This is a genomic window from Xanthobacter sp. ZOL 2024, from assembly GCF_052932325.1.
Genome location: NZ_CM128808.1, coordinates 1,641,821 through 1,661,594 on the forward strand (window position 1 = coordinate 1,641,821; position 19,774 = coordinate 1,661,594).

General features: G+C 62.6%; 14 protein-coding genes and 4 pseudogenes. 6 read left to right on the forward strand and 12 right to left on the reverse strand.

All coding sequences use genetic code 11. The features are described from left to right. Nucleotides 1-17 precede the first annotated feature (17 nt). Both ACU4E7_RS07730 and ACU4E7_RS07735 read right to left on the reverse strand, forming a co-directional pair. On the reverse strand, nt 18-1,673 hold the full coding sequence (locus ACU4E7_RS07730; RefSeq protein WP_447021165.1) for a TerB N-terminal domain-containing protein: 1,656 nt from the start codon (nt 1,671-1,673) through the stop codon (nt 18-20). Nucleotides 1,674-2,037: 364 nt separating this feature from the next. Then, a pseudogene (locus ACU4E7_RS07735) lies at nt 2,038-2,454 on the reverse strand (integrase core domain-containing protein); the annotation flags it as partial. A gap of 234 nt (nt 2,455-2,688) precedes the next feature. Between ACU4E7_RS07735 and ACU4E7_RS07740 the strand changes: the two are divergent. Then, nucleotides 2,689-3,027 (forward strand): helix-turn-helix transcriptional regulator, encoded by a 339-nt coding sequence (locus tag ACU4E7_RS07740; RefSeq protein ID WP_447021166.1) that lies wholly within the window; start codon nt 2,689-2,691, stop codon nt 3,025-3,027. After that, on the forward strand, nt 3,017-4,297 hold the full coding sequence (locus ACU4E7_RS07745) for a type II toxin-antitoxin system HipA family toxin (protein ID WP_447021167.1): 1,281 nt from the start codon (nt 3,017-3,019) through the stop codon (nt 4,295-4,297). The genes ACU4E7_RS07740 and ACU4E7_RS07745 overlap by 11 nt, the downstream gene beginning before the upstream one ends. A gap of 584 nt (nt 4,298-4,881) precedes the next feature. Here the strand turns inward: ACU4E7_RS07745 and ACU4E7_RS07750 are convergent. Then, a pseudogene (locus ACU4E7_RS07750) lies at nt 4,882-5,377 on the reverse strand (integrase core domain-containing protein); the annotation flags it as partial. Nucleotides 5,378-5,451: 74 nt separating this feature from the next. On the opposite strand from ACU4E7_RS07750, the gene ACU4E7_RS07755 reads away from it, so the two are divergent. Beyond that, a protein-coding gene (locus ACU4E7_RS07755) for an IS3 family transposase (protein ID WP_447021168.1) occupies nt 5,452-6,641 on the forward strand; the annotation gives its coding sequence in 2 pieces (ribosomal slippage) (nt 5,452-5,698 and nt 5,698-6,641; 1,191 coding nt in all). A 21-nt stretch (nt 6,642-6,662) separates the two neighbouring features. Here ACU4E7_RS07755 and ACU4E7_RS07760 read toward each other — a convergent pair. After that, nucleotides 6,663-7,277: pseudogene (locus ACU4E7_RS07760) on the reverse strand (transposase); the annotation flags it as partial. Nucleotides 7,278-7,511: 234 nt separating this feature from the next. Between ACU4E7_RS07760 and ACU4E7_RS07765 the strand changes: the two are divergent. Beyond that, nucleotides 7,512-8,399 (forward strand): fumarylacetoacetate hydrolase family protein, encoded by an 888-nt coding sequence (locus ACU4E7_RS07765; protein ID WP_447021169.1) that lies wholly within the window; start codon nt 7,512-7,514, stop codon nt 8,397-8,399. A 300-nt stretch (nt 8,400-8,699) separates the two neighbouring features. Here ACU4E7_RS07765 and ACU4E7_RS07770 read toward each other — a convergent pair whose 3' ends face one another. The 6 genes from ACU4E7_RS07770 to ACU4E7_RS07795 are packed head-to-tail and all read right to left on the reverse strand — an operon-like array spanning nt 8,700 to nt 15,629. After that, entirely contained in the window at nt 8,700-9,638 is a 939-nt protein-coding gene (locus tag ACU4E7_RS07770; protein ID WP_447021170.1) for a VOC family protein, read from the reverse strand. Then, the gene (gene mhpA, locus ACU4E7_RS07775; protein WP_447021171.1) at nt 9,635-11,236 is read right to left on the reverse strand and encodes a bifunctional 3-(3-hydroxy-phenyl)propionate/3-hydroxycinnamic acid hydroxylase MhpA; all 1,602 of its coding nucleotides are present in this window, start codon (nt 11,234-11,236) and stop codon (nt 9,635-9,637) included. Before mhpA ends, ACU4E7_RS07770 begins: the two co-directional genes overlap by 4 nt. A gap of 59 nt (nt 11,237-11,295) precedes the next feature. Further along, complete coding sequence (locus tag ACU4E7_RS07780) at nt 11,296-12,333, reverse strand: NADP-dependent oxidoreductase (protein ID WP_447021172.1); 1,038 nt, start codon at nt 12,331-12,333, stop codon at nt 11,296-11,298. Between the two features lie 33 nt (nt 12,334-12,366). Then, the gene (locus ACU4E7_RS07785; protein WP_447021173.1) at nt 12,367-13,290 is read right to left on the reverse strand and encodes a 3-keto-5-aminohexanoate cleavage protein; all 924 of its coding nucleotides are present in this window, start codon (nt 13,288-13,290) and stop codon (nt 12,367-12,369) included. A gap of 57 nt (nt 13,291-13,347) precedes the next feature. Beyond that, nucleotides 13,348-14,244, reverse strand: coding sequence for a SphA family protein (locus ACU4E7_RS07790; protein ID WP_447021174.1), 897 nt, complete (start codon nt 14,242-14,244; stop codon nt 13,348-13,350). A 53-nt stretch (nt 14,245-14,297) separates the two neighbouring features. Next, nucleotides 14,298-15,629, reverse strand: a complete 1,332-nt coding sequence (locus tag ACU4E7_RS07795) for an MFS transporter (RefSeq protein WP_447021175.1) — start codon at nt 15,627-15,629, stop codon at nt 14,298-14,300. Nucleotides 15,630-15,891: 262 nt separating this feature from the next. On the opposite strand from ACU4E7_RS07795, the gene ACU4E7_RS07800 reads away from it, so the two are divergent. Then, nucleotides 15,892-16,671: a GntR family transcriptional regulator gene (locus tag ACU4E7_RS07800; protein ID WP_447021176.1), complete on the forward strand. Its 780-nt coding sequence runs from the start codon at nt 15,892-15,894 to the stop codon at nt 16,669-16,671. Between the two features lie 216 nt (nt 16,672-16,887). On the opposite strand, the gene ACU4E7_RS07805 is transcribed toward ACU4E7_RS07800, so the two are convergent. Next, the gene (locus ACU4E7_RS07805) at nt 16,888-17,640 is read right to left on the reverse strand and encodes a hypothetical protein (RefSeq protein WP_447021704.1); all 753 of its coding nucleotides are present in this window, start codon (nt 17,638-17,640) and stop codon (nt 16,888-16,890) included. On the opposite strand from ACU4E7_RS07805, the pseudogene ACU4E7_RS07810 reads away from it, so the two are divergent. Next, nucleotides 17,575-17,934 (forward strand): annotated as a pseudogene (locus ACU4E7_RS07810) (conjugal transfer protein TrbE); the annotation flags it as partial. The gene ACU4E7_RS07805 and the pseudogene ACU4E7_RS07810 overlap by 66 nt on opposite strands. Nucleotides 17,935-18,069: 135 nt before the next feature. Here ACU4E7_RS07810 and ACU4E7_RS07815 read toward each other — a convergent pair. After that, nucleotides 18,070-19,725, reverse strand: coding sequence for a GMC family oxidoreductase (locus ACU4E7_RS07815; protein ID WP_447021177.1), 1,656 nt, complete (start codon nt 19,723-19,725; stop codon nt 18,070-18,072). Nucleotides 19,726-19,774: the final 49 nt, after the last annotated feature.

Genomic DNA, 19,774 nt, shown 5'->3' on the forward strand with positions numbered 1-19,774 from the left:
CGAAGCCCGGATCCTCCTTAAATCACAACCTCAAATCTGTGCCACGGGTGCTGACGGCGGACAGCCTTGATGTGCAGGGGCACCTCATAGCCCGCGAAGCCTGCGTCCGGGACAACGGTTTGAGGAGGCAGGGCCTGCCGCATCTCATGGGCCGAGAGGAGTTCCTGCGCATAGCGGCGGAAGGAATGATGCGAGCCATAAATATTGAGAAGCCGCCGCACTTCTACCACCACGGCTTCTGTATCGGGTGCTCCCTTCTCAAGCATCAGACGGCGTTCAAGACCGTAAAAATAGAGAAAGACATAGCCGATGTACGTGCCAGGGTCTGACCGGGGGCCGGCCAGCCATTCGAGGTACGACTTCCTGGCTTCGGCAGAAATTGTGGAATACGAGGGCCAGTAGCCCATGGTGACGCCATGGGGATCTCCGCTGCGTGTCGCCACCGCGAGATCCGGATTGATGAGGCAGTTTTCTGGCTGGTGGCCGCTGCCCTGTTGCGGCAGGCGGCGGCCCACATAGATCATGCCGCCGCCAACAACATGCGGGCCGATCCGGACCGTCTGGCCGGCCGGAGTCCACCCGTCGGCTGGCGCAGGCTCATCGCGACGGACGCCCACAACAAGCCGTTCCATGAACGATGAGCGCGCCTGATGGGCAGAGGCTAGATCACTATTTCGCCCCTCGATGGCTCGCCCGACCTCGGCGTTGTGCGCGGACAGTTTGGCCTTGAGCTCATCTCCCAGGGCGGGAGGTGCGTTGGCAGTCGCTGTTTTCAGTCCCGCCGTCAACTCCACATTCCTGTCGAATGACGATAGCACAGAGCCGTCCGATGAAATTTGCCCCCCGATGGCTCGCCCGACTTCGGCGTTGTGAACAGCCAAACGCTCCTTCAGGTCATCCGCTAGCGTATTCGCCAATGCTGTTGCGGCGGGTGCCTTCACCACGCGTAGTAGTGCCTCTTCGTTTTCAGGCGAGACGTCGGAAGGAGGGACTAGCGCCTTTCGATTTTCGATTGCTCGACCAACGCTCGCATTATGAACAACTAAGCTGGATTTGAGCGCGTCGGAAAGCGCGGGCACAGCTTTTGCCATCGACGTGGCGGGCGCCGATGCTGAATGATCATTGCGAGATATTCGAAGCTGTCCGGCACCACTACTATTCTTGCTTCCTGCTCTTGTCAGGTCCCCGCGGCGGCGCACAAGCAGGCTTATGATCCCGAAGCTGGCCACGATGCCGATAATCCAGCCGAAACCAGGCCCGCTTGACGGCGCAGTCTTCCGGGATTGGTCTGTCGCCGGAGCAGGCGGGGAAGAAATCGGTGCGCTCCTTGCCGGCGGCACAGATGAGGCGCCGGCCACTGGCTTCGCAGCTTCTGCCCTCGGTGGAGGCAAGGACGCCGGTTTTTCGAGCACCGGCGAACTCCCCTTGCCTGGTGCCGGGACAGAGCCGGCATCCGGGTTCAATGGCGGCCGTGCTTGTCGGGGCTGGAGCAGGCGAGAAATCGTTGCGCGATCGAGCTCCCCAGTCGCTGGCAATCCTTCCGCCTTTTGAAAGGCGGCGAGAGCGTTGATGGAGCGGCGCCCCCAAAGGCCATCAACCGATCCAACACTGTAGCCATGTTTGACCAAGGCGCGCTGGATGTCTGCGATATCAGGCTTGGCGTCCTGCGCCATTGCGGCAGTCGCTACGAAGCTCGCCACTAGAAGGACGATATGACGTCCTGCGATCGCCGCTAATCCCATCCGCCACGCCCCCGACATCGAGAACATAGCGACTGCAGAGGCCCTTGAAAACGTGGAAAGGTTGTTGGGTGCAGATCTCCGTGCGCCGAAATTTGCGTGTCAGGCACTTGAAGGAAGAGGCATTGAGCCCACAAGCGTCAACTTTCCGGCGGGGCTCCAACATTCGATTTTGGCGCGAGCTTTCCGATCGACCATGAATTTAGAGCTCGTTGCGCTACGAACGCCCGCCACGGTGCAAATCGATGGAGTATTATCCGCGAGCCTCCGACAAAGCCCCTGACGTTGCCCCCAACTTCTATCCAGCTGTGAGTTCGTTCTGGCGGTTGGGTTTGCCCTCTTGGGCGTGCGGAGTGGCTGGGGCAGACGTCGAGCCGTTGATGGTGTGGGGCATCTGATCCCGCTGCGGATGGAACGTTAAGGCGAAGGCGTTTGGTGTCTGCCATCCGAGCTTCGAGTGCGGCCGGTCGGTGTTGTAGTTGCGCTGCCACCGGGCGAGAGCCGCTCTGGCCTGGGACAGGCCGGAGAACAGCGTCTCGTTCAACAGCTCGTCCCGAAGGCGGCCGTTGAAGCTTTCTATGAAGCCGTTCTGCATGGGCTTGCCGGGGGCGATGTAGTGCCATTCGACCCGAGCCGCGTCGGCCCAGCCCAGAATGGCATTGGAGGTGAACTCGCCGCCATTGTCGCTGACGATCATCTTCGGCCGGCCACGCTCGCCCCCGACAGCTCGAAATGCATTTCCAGTGGCAGGACGAAGAAGGGTTGGTGGGGGGCTCCCGCTCTTCCCTACATTTTTTAACGCTGACGCATTAAGATCCATAAAAAGATCATTTAACATATAAATGGGCTATTTATGGATCTCCATGGTAATTTTCCCTTGCAGATGATTGATGTGAAACATAAATGGATCAATAAATAGCTTCATGGTCTGTTTATGGAGTGGTTTGCCATGGCCAAGCCGATAAGCCGTCCCTATTCCCGCTACAGCCACGACGCCTTGCTGCTGCTGGGCCAGTTCATCCGCCGCGCCCGCATCGAACGCAAGATCACGGCCGCTGAACTAGCCGAACGCGCTGGCATCTCCCGCGGTCTGGTCCAGCGCATCGAGAAGGGCGACCCCGGTTGCGCCATCGGCGCTGTCTTCGAGGCCGCGGCCGTGGTGGGCGTGCGGCTCTTCGATGCCGACCAGGGGGCGCTCACGAGCGCGATCGGCGCCAACACGGCGATGCTGACGCTCCTGCCCAAGGCAGCGCGCTCCTCGAAGCTGGAGGCCAAGGATGACTTCTGACGCGGGGCCAACCGAGGCATTCGTCTGGGTCTGGCTGCCGGGCGAGACCGGGCCGGTGGTCGCCGGCCGGCTCGCCGCGACCGGCAATCAGCTGCTGTTCAACTACGGACGCAGCTATCTGGCACGGAAGAATGCCATTCCGCTCTATGAGCCCGAGTTGCCGTTGCGCGCCGGCGTGCTCCCCCTCCTCAACGGACTGCACATGCCCAGTTGCATCCGTGATGCAGCGCCTGATGCGTGGGGTCGGCGCGTGATCCTCAATCGGAAACTCGGTGTGCAGGGGCGTGATGTCGACGCCGCCTCGCTCGACGAGCTCACCTATCTCCTGGAGTCCGGCTCCGATCGGATCGGGGCACTGGATTTTCAGACATCAGCCGCCAAGTACGTCGCCCGCGACGCGACGCCCGTCTCCCTCGACGACCTGATGAACGCCGCGGCCAGCATCGAAAAAGGTCTCCCGCTCGCTCCGGAACTCGACCGGGCGCTTCTTCACGGCAGCTCGATCGGCGGCGCGCGCCCGAAGGCGATGCTCACGTCGGGTGACCGCAAATATGTCGCGAAATTCTCATCGCAAAGCGACCTCTACAGCGTCGTCAAGGCCGAGTATGTGGCGATGCGCCTGGCGGCCGAGAGCGGCATCACGGTCGCTCACGTGGCACTGGAGCGCACGGCCGGCAAGGATGTCCTGCTGGTCGAGCGCTTCGACCGCGAGAAATCCACGGCCGGCTGGCAGCGCCGCGCGATGGTTTCGGCTCTGACCTTGCTCGAGCTCGACGAACTGATGGCGCGCTATGCGAGCTACGAGGATCTTGCGACGATCATCCGTCATCGCTTTATGACGCCGAGGGAGACGCTGAGGGAACTCTTCAGCCGCATGCTTTTCAATATACTATGCGGCAACACGGACGATCACGCCCGCAATCACGCCGCCTTCTGGGATGGGCAGAGCCTGGCGCTTACGCCGGCCTATGACATCTGCCCGCAGGCCCGGGCGGGCGGTGAGGCGACCCAGGCCATGCTGATCGCCGGCAACGAGCGCTGGAGCCGGATCGTGCTATGCCTCGATGCAGCCCCGTTGTTTCTCCTCTCTCGCCGAGATGCGATGGCTTTGGCGGAGCACCAGATCACCGTGATCAGGGATGGATGGGTGGCGATCTGCGCGGAAGCGGATTTGAGCGAAGTTGATAGAAACCTGTTGTGGCGACGGCAGTTCCTCAATCCCTTCGCGTTCGAGGGGGCGCCGCCTTCTCTCCTCGCCCTGCTGGCGTGAGCCGTTGTGCATTGGCCCAGGCGAAGCGAGGGCGGGCGGTGGGTGATTTCTGCCACCTATTCTCCTTCGCTGGGAGACCCCATTCTCCTCGGGCGCTGGAAGCGCTGGCCGGCGATGGCGTCGCGCCCATTTTCTGCAACGGTTTTTGAAACGGTTTTGGCGGATCGGAGGGTTTGGCGGTGCGAATTCGCCAGAGCACGCCAGGCCACGATTAATCGAGAATCATCAATGCATTATACGAATGCGGAGAAAGTTAGTAGGCCTATAGAGTATTGTAGCGAAGCGCCATTTCTGAACTACGAATCTGGGGGTCGGGAGTTCGAATCTTCCCCGGCGCGCCATCTAAATCATTGAAGCTAAAATTATTTTCAGGAAGCTCGTCGGTTGGTGCCGGCTGAGTTTTGTGAATTCGGCCGGTTTTGGACAGGCGGATGCTCTTTCGAGGGATATCGCAGTCTGGGATATGTCCGGGTGGTCGGACGAGAATGACGTTGCCCCCAATTTTTATCCAGCGTTGAGTTCGTTCTGACGGTTGGTGAAGTGCTCCCCATTTCTAGGCCACCCGGATCTGGAAAATTCCGGGGTTAGGGCTCACGCCGGCGGGGATGCAGGAGAGCCATCATGAGTGCGATCGGCGGCTTGTTGCCGATCGCACTGTGTGGCCGAACCTCATTATAATCCCTACGCCAAGCCTCCATTTTTCGCCCGCGCGTCGTCAAGGCTCATGAACCAGTGCGTGTTCAGGCATTCCGCCCGGAACTTGCCGTTGAACGACTCGATGAAGCCGTTGTCCGTCGACTTCCCCGGCCGCGAGAAGTCCAGCACCACGCCTTTCGGATATGCCCACAGGTCCAGATCCCGACTGACGAACTCCGATCCCTGATCCACCCGGATGCTCTGCGGATAGCCCATGCTCAGACGGACCCGTTCGAGCGTCAGCACCACGTCCTCGCACCGATAGCTGAACCTGGGATCGACCGCCGGCGAGAACCGCGTGAAGGTATCAACGCTGGTCAGAACCCGGATCTTCCGGCCCGTGGCGAGCTGGTGGTGGACGAAGTCCATGGCCCACGTCTCGTTGCTGCGCGTCTGACGTTGCCCCTCCTGGTTCATCCAGTTTGAAGTTCGTTCTGGCCCATTGCGAAGACCAGGACATGAAGCGCAGTCGTTTTTCGGAAGAGCAGATCATCGGGATCCTGAAGGAGCACGAGACCGGGATCCCGGTTGCGGAGCTATGCCGCAAGCATGGGGTCAGCGACGCCAGCATCTATAAGTGGAAGAGCCGCTTCGGCGGCATGGAGGTGTCTGAGGCCAAGCGGCTGCGGGCGTTGGAGGACGAGAATGCCAAGCTCAAGCGCATGCTCGCCGACGCGATGCTCGACAATGTCGCCCTGAAGGACCTCTTGGGAAAGAAGTGGTGACGCCCGCGGCCAAGCGGAAAGCCATCGGCCATCTCATGGGGCACCACGGGATGAGCGAACGGCGGGCGTGTAAAGCCACCGGCTTCTGCCGCATGACCATGAGATACGAAGCAAAGCGGGTCGACGATGGAGCCCTGCGCGAGCGCATGAAGGCCCTCGCCCATGAGCGACGGCGCTTCGGCTATCGGCGCCTGCATGTGCTGCTCAAGCGGGAGGGCTTCAGGGTCAACCACAAGCGCCTGTTCCGGCTCTATCGAGAGGAGCGCCTGAAGGTGCGGCGCCGTGGTGGCCGCAAGCGGGCCATCGGGACGCGGGCGCCCATGACGATCCCGATGCGGCCGAACGCGCGCTGGTCGCTCGACTTCGTGTCGGACCAGCTCACCTGCGGCCGCCGCTTCCGCATTCTCACCGTCGTGGATGACTGCACCCGGGAATGCCTCACCCTGGTTGCGGATACATCGCTGTCCGGTGGGCGTGTCGCACGGGAGCTGGATCGTCTTGTAGCCGAGCGCGGCAGGCCAGACATGATCGTCAGCGACAACGGCAGCGAGTTCACCTCCAATGCCATCCTGGCCTGGGCGGATGCGGCAAAGGTCGAGTGGCACTACATCGCCCCGGGCAAGCCCATGCAGAACGGCTTCATCGAGAGCTTCAACGGCCGCCTGCGCGACGAGCTTCTCAACGAGACGCTGTTCTCGGCACTCAGCCAGGCCCGCTCGACCCTGGGCAGGTGGCGCTCCGACTACAATGGATCACGCCCGCACTCCGCCCTCGGCTGGCAGACCCCGTCCGCTTTCGCCGCCACCTTCCACCCGCGACGGGATCAGCCGCTGCGCCAGGCGAAAAGCTCCGCGCCAGATCCCGCCACTCACCCGGCCGACAAGGCCAAACCCAACCGCCAGAACAACCTCACCGCTGGATAAAACTTGGGGGCAACGTCACGTCGCCGGACGACGGTCGTCCCGCAGCTTCGCCTTGACCCGGCACTTGCGCACCTTGTTGCGCAACTGCAGGCCCAAATCTTTCTAAAGACGATAGATTCGCTTAGGGTTGACCGCCCAGCCCTCCCGGGGCAGCAAGATGTTCACGCGGCGATACCCATATCGCACGCGGGTCTGACAGATCTCCTTGATCCGCTGGCTCAGCTCGGGCTGCGTGCCCCGCTTCGGCTTGTAGGCATACAGTGCCCGATCAACTGAAAGAGTGGCACAGGCGCGCCTGGCCGACACCTTCCAATCCTCGCGCAGCCTGTCCACAAGCTCGTGTTTGCGCGCAGGCTTCAGAGCTTTTTTGACAGCACGTCCTGCAGCATCGCTTTGTCGAGAGACAGGTCCGCCAAAGTCAGCTCCCGTTGCAGCTTCAGCTTGGCGTTCTCATCCTCCAGCTGGCGCAGCCGCCGCATCTCCGAGGGCATGAGGCCGGCGTATTTTTTTGCGCCAGTTGTAGAACGTCGCGTCCGAAATCCCCGCCTTCCGGCACACATCCGCTACCGGTGTCCCGTCCGCCGCCTGCTTCAGCATGAACGCGCTCTGCGCCTCCGTGAACTTCGACGCCTTCATGGAACTCTCCTCATCCCCGATCAGGGGATCATAGATGGACAATTCCAGCTCTGACCGGCGTAAAAACAGGGGGCACGTCACCGGCTCCTCCCACTGGCTACACCCATAGAAATTTATCGTACTTGAAAAAATCAATTTTATCACCTACGACGATTGCTATGGAGCAGTCGCTCGCCCGCCTCTTTCCGGACTGATGGGCGGGCACCTGGCTCAAGATGAATGGGAGAGAGACGCATGAAGTTGGCAACATTCACCGCCGACGGCCAAGCACCGGAGATCGGCATCGTGCGGGGTGATAAGGTTTTCTCGCTTTCGCGCGCGGCACCGCAGCTCGCCCCGAATATGGTGGCATTGATCGCGAATTGGAATGTCCTCGAGCGGGAGGTGCGTCGTCTTGACGGCACCGGAGAAGCCCATCTTGATCTTGCGGATGTGCATCTTCAGGCACCGGTGCAGCAGCCCCGCAAGATCATGGCCATCGGACTGAATTACGCGGATCATATCGCCGAAAGCGGCCTGCCCACGCCGGAACAGCAGCTGTGGTTCGCCAAGCTTCCCAACACCCTCAATGGTCCCTACGACGACGTGCAGATTCCCCTCGCTTCCGACAAGGTCGACTATGAGGTGGAGCTGGTGGCGGTGATCGGTCAGCCCGGTCGCCATATCACGCCGGCATCGGCGCCGAAGCATGTGTTCGGCTATTGCGTCGGCAATGACGTCTCGGTGCGCGACTGGCAGACCCATACGCCCCAGTGGGTGCTCGGCAAGTCGTTCGACGGCCATGGCCCCATCGGCCCTTGGATCACCACCGCCGACGAGATCGGCGATCCCCATCGCCTCGCCATTCGCTGCCTGGTCAATGGCGAGGTGCGGCAAAACTCGAATACGCGTCAACTCGTGTTCGATGTCTGGCATCAGATCGCGCATCTGAGCGAGCCCATGACCCTTGAGCCCGGCGATCTCATCTTCACCGGCACGCCGGGCGGCGTGGGCTGGGCCATGGAGCCCCGGCAGGTTCTCAAGAGCGGAGACCGGGTGCGCTGCGAGATCGCGGAACTGGGCGCCATCGAATGCCGGATGGTTCCCGAACTGGCCGCCAGCCAGGCTTCCGACGCCGCCTGAGCGATGTTGTATCATTGCGGATGCAGCCAGCGGAGTTGCGGCGCGACCCCATGTCGGTCCCGCAGCAACTCCGGTTTCTTCCAGTCCTCGGGCTTTCATGGAGCGCGGTTCAGCAAAGGTTGAAGTTGGGCGCTCGCCAGGCTTTCCGCCACCACATGGCATGTGCCTGGGGTGCCGAGCAGCACCTCCGGATGTCCGACAAATGCAAAACGGGAAATGCGAAACGGGCGCCGGTTGGCGCCCGTTTCGTTTGGTGCAGGTCGACGTGGCCGCGAGCGCCTGCCGCGGTCTTTGCGGCCCTCAGGCATCGGCCTCCGAATTGGCGAGGAAGATTGGATCGAGGGGCGGACCCCAGAGATAGAACGAGTCCTCCGGATTGTGATCCTTGCCCTCCCAATCGATCTCGGCTGGGATGTAGTCCATGGTGGCTGAAAGCTCGCACCAGCTTCCCCAGGGGTCCTGCGCATAATAGAAATAGTTGGAGCCGAGCACGTGCCGGCCGACACCCCAGCCCACCGGATAGCCCGCCGCCTGCAGGCGGCTCATGCCCAGGCCGATGTCCTCGATGGTGGGCACGTCCCAGCTCAGATGATGCAGGGCGGCGCCCGGTCCGGTCGCCAGAGCGAACAGATGATGGTCACTGCCGTGGGGGGCATGCAAAAAGGCGACGCCATCGCCGGCCCGGTCCGACAAGCGCAAGCCGAGGACACGTGTGTAAAAGTCGAACAGTTTGGGCAAATTGGCCGTCATCCGCGCGATATGTGAGAGGCGCTGAGGCAAAGCGGGCCGCGCCTGGCTGCGGAACGGCGTGCATTGCACGCCATCAACGGGCAATGGCGGGCTGTGATGCTGGGCCGCGTCGATGGTGGTCTTGGCGCCGGGGCGGACCTGTAGCAGCAACCCATCGGGTTCACGGAACCACAAGCCACTGTCATCGGCTCCTATCGGCGTCGCGACACGCTCCACATCCTGGGACAGGATGTGGTCGTAGAGCTTGTCGGCCTCATCTTCGAAGCAATGAAAGGTCAGGCGATCGAACCTCTTCTTCGGGCCTTCGGACAGACGTCCCCAGACGTGATCACTGCCGGCCGCGCGCAGCACCAGGTCGTGGCCTTCATGCGCGACCCGCAGCCCGAATGCGCTGTAGAAGCGCTCGGCATCGGCGAGCGAGGGCACGGTCAGATGGAACTCACCGATGGAGTGAACGCCGAGGCGGTCGAGGCGGCGGGATGCAGTCATGAGTGCGCCTCCTGGGCACAGAGGGTCAGGTCGCGGATGGCAAGCGCCTCGCGCCAATCGTCGAGCATCTTGTTCAGCTCTGTGGCATTGCGGACGCCACCGTGAAGGTAGAAGTCCGGCCGCACCAGCACCGCGCCGCAGCCCAAGCGCTCCAGCCAGGGCAGGTACTGGTGATCCACATCCGTGAGGCCGCCGGGGCCGAAATGCACAAGCGCTGCATCGACCGTTTCGAGGGCTGCGCGATTGTGGGGCGAAATCGCCGCCAATGTCGCCGCATCGCGGCACATCAGCGCGAAGCGTCCGCCGAACACATCGTCGAACCGGGCGCGGCGCCCGCCGAATTCCACCTGCGCCTGAGGGCTGAGGAAGCCGGCATCCGGCAGATCACTCGCCCAAAGGCCCGGCCCCAGCCGTGCCTTCGGCGGCGGTGGGGGCTGATAACCTGGGGCGGCGCACACCTTGGTCATCTCGATGTCGCGTGCTTTGGCCTGCTGCGGATCAGAAATGCAGATCACCTTGCCGAGCTCGACGGAGAACCAGATCAGCTCCTGGACGTGGCTGCTGCGCTCCGACCCATAGCTCTCCAGGATCTCCTCGCCGCACACCCCGCGCAGGATGAGATCGAGCCGCCAGGCCAAGGCCAGGGAGTCGCGCATGCCGCTGCACATGCCCTGGCCTGCAAATGGCGGGGTCAGGTGGGCGGCATCGCCCGCCAGCAGCACATGGCCGCTCTTCCAGGACTTCGCCCACTGGCCGCGGAAGGTATAGACCGCATGGCGCTCCAGTACCGCGTTTTCCGGGGTCATGTCCCACGGCGCCAGGAGCTTCCACGCCACTTTCGAGCAGTTCATCTGTGTCAAGTCTTCGCCGGGCAGCAGCATGAACTCCCAGCGCCGGCGACCCGGCCCCCCCGGCACCACGGTGGTCGGGCGGCGCGGATCGCACAATTGCCAGCACTCCGGCTCCCACACGCGGGGTGTCTTCGGCACGGCGTCCACCACCAGCCAGTTAAAGGCGAAGCCGAGGTCCTGCATCTCGATGCCGAGGCTGCGCCGGACGAAGGAGTTTGCCCCGTCGGCACCGATCACATAACGCGCCCGCACGCGGTTACGGGCCCCGTTCGGCACCCATTGGCCCTTCTGCATGGCCCCCTGCTCGAGATCGAGCACCACACCGGCGTCGTCCTGGATCAGCCCGGCGGCAGACCAGCCCTGCCACACGTCCACCGCGGGCTCATCCTTCACATGGCGATCGAGCACCTTTTCCAGGTCCGGCTGGGAGAAGAAATTGGCGCTCGGCCAGCCGCTGAGGCCATGTGCGCTCCAGTCGAACTGCAGCAGCAGCTTGCGGTCGGCGTTCCGCCATTCATAGCTGCGCGGCTGCTCAGTGATGCGGTTGACCTCATCGATCGCGCCGGCGGCCTGGAGGATGCGGGCGATCTCATCATCGAAATGCACCGCGCGCGGCAGTGGATAGAGGTTGGGCCAGCGGTCGCAGGCCAGCACCCGGTGCCCCTGGCGTGCCAGCAGGAGCGCCAGGAGCTGGCCGGTCGGTCCGTAGCCGACAATGGCGACATCCGTCGTCTCGACTTCAGTCATGTTCGTTTCCTCTCCCTATGATCGGATTGTTTAAAGCTTTGGCCCGCTTCGGCGCCGGCTCAGCCGTCCTCCAGACGAACCAGCTGCTTGCCCAGGTTCCGGCTGGTCAGCAGCCGCAGGAAGGCGTCCGGCACGCTCTCCAGGCCCTCGGCGATGTCGAATCTCGATTGAATGAGGCCGGCCTCGTACCAGCGCCGCAGCTGGGCCCGCGCATCCTCGTGGCGGGGGGCATAGTCGGAGAACAGGAAGCCGCGCACATTCGCCCGCGCAACCAGGATCTGCCGCAGAAAGCGCGGGCCGATATCCGGCGCTCCGAACCTGTCGGCGAGGCTCGCGGTGCCGACCACAACTACCCGCGCGCCGATCGCGAGATTCTGCATGGCGGCGTCGTGAATGGGGCCGGCGGTGTTGTCGATGAAGAGGTCCACCCCTGAAGGGCAGGCCTCGGCTACCGCTGCGGGCAGATCGGGAGCGGCGCGATAATCGACCACTGCGTCATAGCCCGCCTCGTGGCACCAGGCGGCCTTCTCAGGCGAACTCGTCACCGCGACGGGACGGCAGCCGGCGAGGCTGGCCAATTGCCCGGCGATCTGCCCCACCGATCCGGCCGCGGCCGAGATGAGGACGGTATCGCCCGCCTTCATCGCCCCCGTGTCGAACAGTGCGAAATAGGCGGTGAGCCCGTTGAGACCGAACAGATCGAGCCAATAGGGCAATGGCGCGAGCGCGGGATCGACCCGCCGCACGTCGCCCGGTGCAAGCAGCGCATAATCCTGCCAGCCGAAGGCAAAATCGGTGACGATGATGTCGCCTTCGGCAAAGCCCGGCGCGCGGGCCTCCACAACCTTGCCGATCGCCCCGCCCACCATCACCTCGCCGATGCGCACCCCGGCCGCATAATTGCGCTCTGGCGAGATCCGCCCACGCATATAGGGCGCGACGTCGAGATAGAGCGCCTTCACCAGCAGCTCACCGGGCCCTGCCCGTGGCGCGTCGTTCTCCACCAGCGTCCAGTTGCTCACATCGGGCAGCCCGCTGGGATAGGAGGCGAGCCGCCATTGCCTGTTCATCACCATCTGCATCCCCGCCTGTTCCATGCCCGCCTCCAGGGGCGCGGATGGAAGCTTTGCTCAGAAGGCGACATTGGCGCCGCCCTTGAGGGACAGCATGCCCCGAGCCTCCTCCGGCGTCGCGATGTCCAGGTTCATCGCTTCAAGAATGGTGCGGATGCGCTGCACCTGGCCGGCATTGCTGGAGGCGAGCTCTCCCGGGCCCGCCCAGAGGGAATCCTCCAGTCCCACCCGCACATGTCCTCCGAGCGTGGCCGACATGGTGGCGAGCGCCATCTGCCGCCGGCCCGCGCCCAGCACGGACCAATGGTAGTCTTTCCCGAAAAGCCGATCGGCCGTGCGTTTCATGTGCAGAACATCTTCCGGGTCATTGCCGATCCCGCCACGGATGCCGAGCACCGATTGGATGAGCAGCGGCGGCCGGATCAGCCCGCGATCAAGGAAATGGGCCGCGGTGTAGAGATGGCCGATGTCATAGCATTCGATCTCGAACCGCGTGTCGTTGTCGCTGCACGACTGGAGGATAAAGGCAATATCCTTGAATGTGTTGCGGAAGATGCGGTCGTCACTGCCGGCGAGATAAGCCTCTTCCCAGTCGTAACGGAAGGTCTTCATGCGCCCGAGCATCTCATAGAGGCCGAAATTCATCGATCCCATGTTGAGAGAGGCGACTTCCGGCTTGAGCTGCAGCGCGGGCTGCAGGCGCTCCTCCACGCTCATGGTGGGGGCGCCACCGGTGGTGAGGTTGATGATCACGTCGCTGGCCGCCTTGATCTGCGGCACGAACCGACGGAACAGCCCCACATCCTGCGACGGGCGCCCATCTTTCGGGTCACGCGCATGAAGGTGCACGATAGCTGCCCCCGCCCGCGCCGCCTCGATGGCGGAGGTCGCGATCTCATCAGGGGTGATGGGCAGGTGTGGCGACATCGATGGCGTGTGGATCGAGCCGGTGATGGCGCAGGTGATGATGACCTTGTTCACGATCTCTCCTTTGCGGCCTGCGCGACGGCAGGTAGGCGCTGGCGGCGGCGCGTCGTGCTACGGCGCGCGCAGAGGCAACATGAATTGGAGCCAGAAGCGGTCGCCTTCGGGCCGGTTTTCGGCCGCGAACTCGTGCTGCCATTTGAGGCCGATGGCACCATTGGGACCGCCGTAGGAAATCTGCGGGCCGACCGCGAAGCCCTGCTGGCGGAAACCATCCAGATACACGAGCCCATCCAGCTCATCGTCGCTGAACTGCTTGATGACGTAGCCCCCCAACCCGACGGCCAATCCGGGGACCTTGTCGAAGGCATGCCAATTCACGCCCCAGTCTAAGAAAAACAACGCGCCGGACTTGTAGTCGGTGTCGGTGTTCTTGCTGTGAAACTCCACCCCGATGGCCCCCGAGATGTCGAGGGTGGGCAAGGCCAGCCAGGTGAAGGTGGTGTGAGGATTGAAGGTGTAGAAATTGTTGGAGGTGGGACCGCCGGTGGGCACGAAGACATCGAGCGCTACATAGCCAAAGAACGTATGGTCGGCATTGGACCAACCGAGGTCGATGGGTTGCAGGGTGATGTCGCCGAAGCCGAAATTACTATCCGAGCCAAATGCCGTGCTGACATTCGCGTTCATCACCGGCACGACAATACCAGAGGCCAGCAGCAACGGTCCGAGATCCACGTTCCACGTGTGGAACAGGCGCCCGGCGTTTACGGCCACACTGGCGCTGAAGCCGGGGACCGCGCTGTTGCCTTGGCCGTCGGTGAAGGCCCCAGCCGAGTAATAGACGGCGTAGTTCTGATACCAAGTCTCGCCCGGCGCCGGCATGGCGCCGGCCATGATGGTGTTGACGCCGATGGGATAGGCGATAGCGCCGTTTTCGGTCGCATGGGTGGGCCCTGCGGCGAGCAGCGTGGCGAAGGCGGCGCAAGCGCCAAGATGCCTCCTCGACATGGGGTGCGATCTCCCTAAACTACCTGTTTTGATTGAATTTTTAACGCATAGACTCATGCTGCCGGCGTGGGCATGCCTTCTGGCGTTCCACCGGTGACCAGCCGTGGCGCGGTTTCCTTGAGAGCAAGGCAGACCAGAAAGCCCACAAGCACGGCTCCGGCTGCAAGATAGAGGATCGATGCAATGCCTAAATGGTGCGCCACCGTCCCGGCAATGATGAGTGCGATGCCGCCACCGAAGATCTCGCCGGTACCAACTACAATGCCCGATGCCGTTGCCATCAACATCGCCGGTACGGCCTCCACGGTCAGCGGGCCTACGGTGAGGCAGATGAGGGCAAAGTTGAAGAAGCAGGTACCGGAGAGAGCGAAGAAGAGCCAGCTCGGCGCGGCACCGATATTCATCAGCAGGACCAGGAAAGCGAGGTTTCCAAGCGCTGATGTGATCATGATCGGCTTGCGGCCGAAACGATCGGACAGCCAAGGCATGACGACGGTGCCGAGCGCCGCGCCGAAGCCGATGCCGGAGACCACGAAGCCTATGGACTGCACGTCGAGCCCGATATGGTCGGTCAGATAGCTGGGCATCAGGGCGCTGGTGACGATGAGGCACGTCAGCCAGCACAGCATGCCCAGCATGTTCAGAGGCACGTTGCGATACTTGAACACGTCGCTCCAGCGGTGCGTGGACGCATCGTGGGTGGCGGTGTGGAGGGCGGCCACCTTCGGCGGTACGTCGCGCAGCACGCGATAGGTTAGGAACGCTACCAGGAAGCCTGGAGCTGACACCAGCAGGAAGATCCAGCGCCAGTCGACGATCTGCAGGAGCTGGGTGACGAGAATGGGGGTGAGGCCAAGGCCAAGGCCAAGCAGAGGCAAGGTCGCCTGCTGAATGCCGAGATTGAGCCCATGGCGCGTCGGGTCAGACGCTTCCAGGGTGGCAGTGATGCTGGCAGGCGTGAAGGCGCCCTCCGAGAACCCCATGAGCGCCCGGAACACGATGAGCCCGCCCACTCCGCTCGCAAGGCCGCTGGCGCCGGCGAGCGCCGAGAACACGATAAGCGAGCCGATGATGACCTTCCGGCGGCCAATGCGATCGGCGAGATTGCCCATGAACAGCGCCGCGATACCCCAGGAAATGGCGAGGCTGCCGGCAATATGGCCGAGATCCTGGTAGGTGAGATTTAAGTCGTTCATGATGGCCGGAAACATCGGCATGATCATGAAGCGGTCGATGCCTACGATTCCAAAGCCAATGGAAAGCAGGGCCACCGCTTTCCATTCATAGCCGCGGCCTTGCTGCGCATTGGCCATGGTTGCCTCCCCAGATTTATTTCTTTGTTTGTCCCGCCCGGCGAAGCGGTGGCGGCTCATGCGGACGGTCATGAGTCCGTCATCGCACTCGTTTCGATCATCCGCCTCGCCATGTGCGTGGATTGATATTGACTACAAAAATAAATGAGTCAATTAAAAATCAATTTTATGACCATGCCGTTGCGAGGCGAGGTGCGCGGGGCTTGCGCTGGCTCCATTCGCGACGCACATCACGACCTGGCGAGCCATCCCCACGCTTGCGAATATATCATTGATTTATTTTAATAAAATTGATTATATATCGCTGATATTGCCCGTCAGGAAGGGGACGACGATGACGCAACCGGCGCAGCAAGGGTCATCGAGCCTTGCCGAAGAGGTCTATGCGACGCTGCGCGCGGACATCCTGTCCTGCCGGCTCTCGCCTGGCATGAAGCTGAAGATTTCCGAATTCGCAGCGCATTTCTCCACCGGTCTTGCCGCCGTGCGCGAGGCGCTGTCGCGACTGAGTGCCGAAGGGCTCGTCACGGCCGAGCCGCAGAAGGGGTTCCGGGTGGCCCCGGTGTCGGCAGAGGATCTTATCGACCTCACCAAAGCACGACTGCATGTGGAAGAAGAATGCGTGCGGCGCTCCGTCACCCTTGGTTCGTTGCAATGGGAAGGTGAGCTTGCCGCTGCATTCCACCAGCTCGATCGCACACCTCTGCTGGACCAGGGCGGGCAGCGGGTCAGCGATGAGTGGGAGCGGCTCCACCAACAATTCCACGAGGCGGTGGCTTCTGCTTGCGATTCCCAATGGCTCTTGCGCATGCGCAGGCAGTTGTCGGAGCATGCGGAGCGCTACCGACGGCTCTCCGGCCCGGTCGACCGCTTCAGCCGCAATGTCGCCGTGGAGCACCGCGCGTTGTTTGAGGCTGCGATGGCCCGCAATCCGGATGCTGCCGCCAAACTGATTGTCGACCATCTCAGCGAGACCACACGCATTCTGCTTGACGCTGAGAGGGGCTATGCAGAGGAAGAGGGCAAGCCGAAGGTGGCGCCGCGCCGCGCTGTTCACACGGCCCGCTCTCCCGCAGGCCGCCGCGGCCGCGCTGCCGGTGCTGGAGGGCAGTGAGATCGGCTACGTCGCTGCTGTGTGTGGCTGAGAACAGTCCTGTCATTTTCTCGACGGCAAGTTCATAACCGCTCCACTGGGTGTCGAAGGTCCGCACCAGGGTGTTCAGCCCTCCGGCGGCTCCATCTCCTGTCGGAGAGCCGGCAGCCGCGCTTCGATCCAGTCCGCCAGTCCTTCCACAAGGGCTGCTGCCTCCTGTCCGAGGGGTGTCAGGGTTTACTCCCCATGGGGTGGAACCACAGGAGAGCTCTGCCGCCCGCCGCAGCTTGGCGAGCGCGTCCGGCGCCTCGTCATCGGCCTTGCGCGCGCCGCGCGCCTTCTCCCAATCGAAGCCGGCATGGTGCTCCAGAATGTCATCTGTGGAGCCGAGGGCCTTCTGAAAGACGTCTGCGGTCTGTTCGACGATGGAGGTGTAGGGAAGACATAGATGATGCGTTTGAGGCCGTGTCGCACCGCATGTTCGAGGGCGAAGGACAGGGAGGCGAGGGTTTTGCCGCCGCCGGTGGGCACGGTGAGGCTGAAAAGTCCCGGCGAGAGCGCCGCTTTGTCCAGGGCGTGGGCGAGAATGTCTGCGCGCAATGCATTGAGCGGCGTGGGGGCGGCACCGGCGCGTGTCTCGGCCATGAAGGTGCGGAGGCGATCGCGCAGGTCGGACAGCGCCCGGTGACCGCCGCGCGCCACCGGCGTGCCGGTGGCGCGGGCATAGAAGCGCTCGGTGGCGATGAAGTCCGCATCCACAAGGCAGGAGAACAGCATGCGCACCAGAAAGCTTACGGCGAAGCCCTTCGGGCCGCCGGTCGGCGGTGGTTGATCCGGCGCCAGCTGCGCGCGCGCCGCCAGCGGGCCCGTGTGATCCTGCCAGCCACCCGGAATGCGTTGCCTGGCCGCCTCCATGCGCAGCTCGACTCCGATGCCGCCAACAAGGTGGAGGACGCAGATCTCGCCTGGCAGGAACTTGGCGCCGACCATGCCGGCATCGCCTATGTCACCGTCACGGTGACGGTCTGGGATGCCGATCCCCGCATCGCAGACGAGAAGCTCCGGTTGGTCGAGAAGGTGATCCAGGGCCGGGATTTCACCGCCATGGTGGCGACCCTCAATGCCGTGGACGTCTGGCTCGGCAGCCTGCCGGGACACGGCTACGCCAATGTGCGCCAGCCGCCCCTCTCCACCCTGAACCTTGCCCACATGATCCCGCTCTCGGCAGTGTGGGCCGGAGACGAGCAGGACGGGCATTTTACAGCACCACACGATGTCTATGGGGCTGCGCCGTATTACCCCCACTGCCGCTGCGCTGGCGGCAGTGCCGCACGGCAATGGGGGCAATGTCCCAGATAGCGGGCCGGATTTGGAACCGATGCGCGCGCGGTCAGCTTGCCGTGCCGACTGACGCATCGCTCACTCTCGCCGCGACGACAAATGCGCACCAGGTGACATCCTGCGTCCGAGAATGAGATCAGCCGCTCGCTCTCCCATCATTATAACCGCAGCGTTGATATTTCCGCCGATCATATCTGGCATGACCGAGGCATCGACCACGCGGAGGCTCTCCATCCCATGGACCCGCAGGTCGGAGCCGACCACAGCGAAAGAATCCGAAGAGGGCCCCATTTTGCATGTGCCGAGTGGATGGTGTGCCGTCAACGCAGTTCCGCGGATGTGCGCGTCGAGCTCATGATCCGAAGGCGCGATGCCCGGGCTCTTTTGTTGGCGGATATAGGGCATCAGACTCCGCTGCCGCCCAAGCTCCGCACTCAACCGCAGACCGGCCCGAAGGGTCTCCCAATCCCGCCTGTCGGCGAGAAAGTTCTGCAGTATGCGCGGCCGCGCGGTCGGGTCCTTGGACACAAGATCAATATGCCCCCGGCTGTGTGGGCGCAGAAGCACCGCCCGGCATGCGAAGCTATCGGGGAAGGACTTGCGGAACGGCTCCAGGTAGGGCCAGGCTGCCAATGGGGCCGCGCGAAATATCAACTGAACGTCTGGAAGAACCTGATCATGCCGACTTTTGACAAATCCCGTAAAACCGGCAGGAAGCTCGGTAGCGAAGCCTTTTCCTCTGAAATAGGTATTCAGAACTTCTTTTGCTATGCGGTCCACGCGCATGGCATGATGAAAAGGGCCGGGCGCCGCTCGATCATAATCGACCGCTACAGACAGATGGTCTTGCAGATTTCTCCCGACGCCGGGCAGCGCGGCTCTCACGGGAATATCGAGCGCCTTCAATAAGGCAGGATCACCAATGCCAGATAGCATCAATATCTGTGGCGTATTGATCGCTCCACCACAGATAATTACTTCTCTTTCGGCTTCCGCCTGACCCTTTCGACCCCTGTGCTGAAATTCAACCCCCGTTGCGCGGGTGCCTTCAAAGCTGATGTTTGTCGTCAACGCACCTGTGATGACCTGGAGGTTGTCGCGAGCCAAGGCCGGGCGCAAGTACGCGACTGCGGCACTGCACCTCCGTCCTGAACGGATTGTCGACTGCACATAGCCGAGCCCCTCCTGTGTCTTCCCATTGTAGTCGGGATTGGTCGGATACCCGATCTCACGACCGGCCTCGAAATAGGCCTCGATCAACGGATCCTGGTAACGCGTGACCATCGTATTCAGAGGGCCATCGCCACCGCGGTAGGTGTTGGCGCCGAACTCCCAGCTTTCCTGCTTCCGAAAATACGGGAGGACATGGGCATAATCCCATTCCGGCAAACCACTCGCCGCCCAACGCTCATAGTCATCGCGGTTTCCGCGACAATAGAGCATTGCATTTATTGACGACGATCCGCCGATGACCTTTCCACGCGCGCACTCAATCTCGCGGTTGTCCAGGCGGGTTTCGGGAGCGGTGAAATACATCCAGTCATGGCGGCGTTCACCAAGGATCTTACCCCAGGCCAAAGGGATGTGGATGTAGGGATGCCAATCCCAGCCTCCGGCCTCAAGCAGTAAGACGCGATAGCTGCCGCTCTCGGTGAGACGGCTCGCCAGCGTACAACCCGCCGATCCCGCTCCAACGATGATGTAATCGTAGACCTTTGCTCGGCGTTCCATCATCCCGCCTCGTTGTATGTGCGGCGGCAAGGCACGAGCTTCGCCACACTGA

Bases quoted from the DNA above. Each gene is read 5' to 3' on its own strand.
- ACU4E7_RS07730 (WP_447021165.1), bottom strand. From the start codon at position 1,673: ATGGCGCAGGACGCCAAGCCTGATATCGCAGACATCCAGCGCGCCTTG.
- ACU4E7_RS07740 (WP_447021166.1), top strand. From the start codon at position 2,689: ATGGCCAAGCCGATAAGCCGTCCCTATTCCCGCTACAGCCACGACGCC.
- ACU4E7_RS07745 (WP_447021167.1), top strand. From the start codon at position 3,017: ATGACTTCTGACGCGGGGCCAACCGAGGCATTCGTCTGGGTCTGGCTG.
- ACU4E7_RS07765 (WP_447021169.1), top strand. From the start codon at position 7,512: ATGAAGTTGGCAACATTCACCGCCGACGGCCAAGCACCGGAGATCGGC.
- ACU4E7_RS07770 (WP_447021170.1), bottom strand. From the start codon at position 9,638: ATGACTGCATCCCGCCGCCTCGACCGCCTCGGCGTTCACTCCATCGGT.
- mhpA (WP_447021171.1), bottom strand. From the start codon at position 11,236: ATGACTGAAGTCGAGACGACGGATGTCGCCATTGTCGGCTACGGACCG.
- ACU4E7_RS07780 (WP_447021172.1), bottom strand. From the start codon at position 12,333: ATGGAACAGGCGGGGATGCAGATGGTGATGAACAGGCAATGGCGGCTC.
- ACU4E7_RS07790 (WP_447021174.1), bottom strand. From the start codon at position 14,244: ATGTCGAGGAGGCATCTTGGCGCTTGCGCCGCCTTCGCCACGCTGCTC.
- ACU4E7_RS07795 (WP_447021175.1), bottom strand. From the start codon at position 15,629: ATGACCGTCCGCATGAGCCGCCACCGCTTCGCCGGGCGGGACAAACAA.
- ACU4E7_RS07800 (WP_447021176.1), top strand. From the start codon at position 15,892: ATGACGCAACCGGCGCAGCAAGGGTCATCGAGCCTTGCCGAAGAGGTC.
- ACU4E7_RS07805 (WP_447021704.1), bottom strand. From the start codon at position 17,640: ATGGTCGGCGCCAAGTTCCTGCCAGGCGAGATCTGCGTCCTCCACCTT.
- ACU4E7_RS07815 (WP_447021177.1), bottom strand. From the start codon at position 19,725: ATGATGGAACGCCGAGCAAAGGTCTACGATTACATCATCGTTGGAGCG.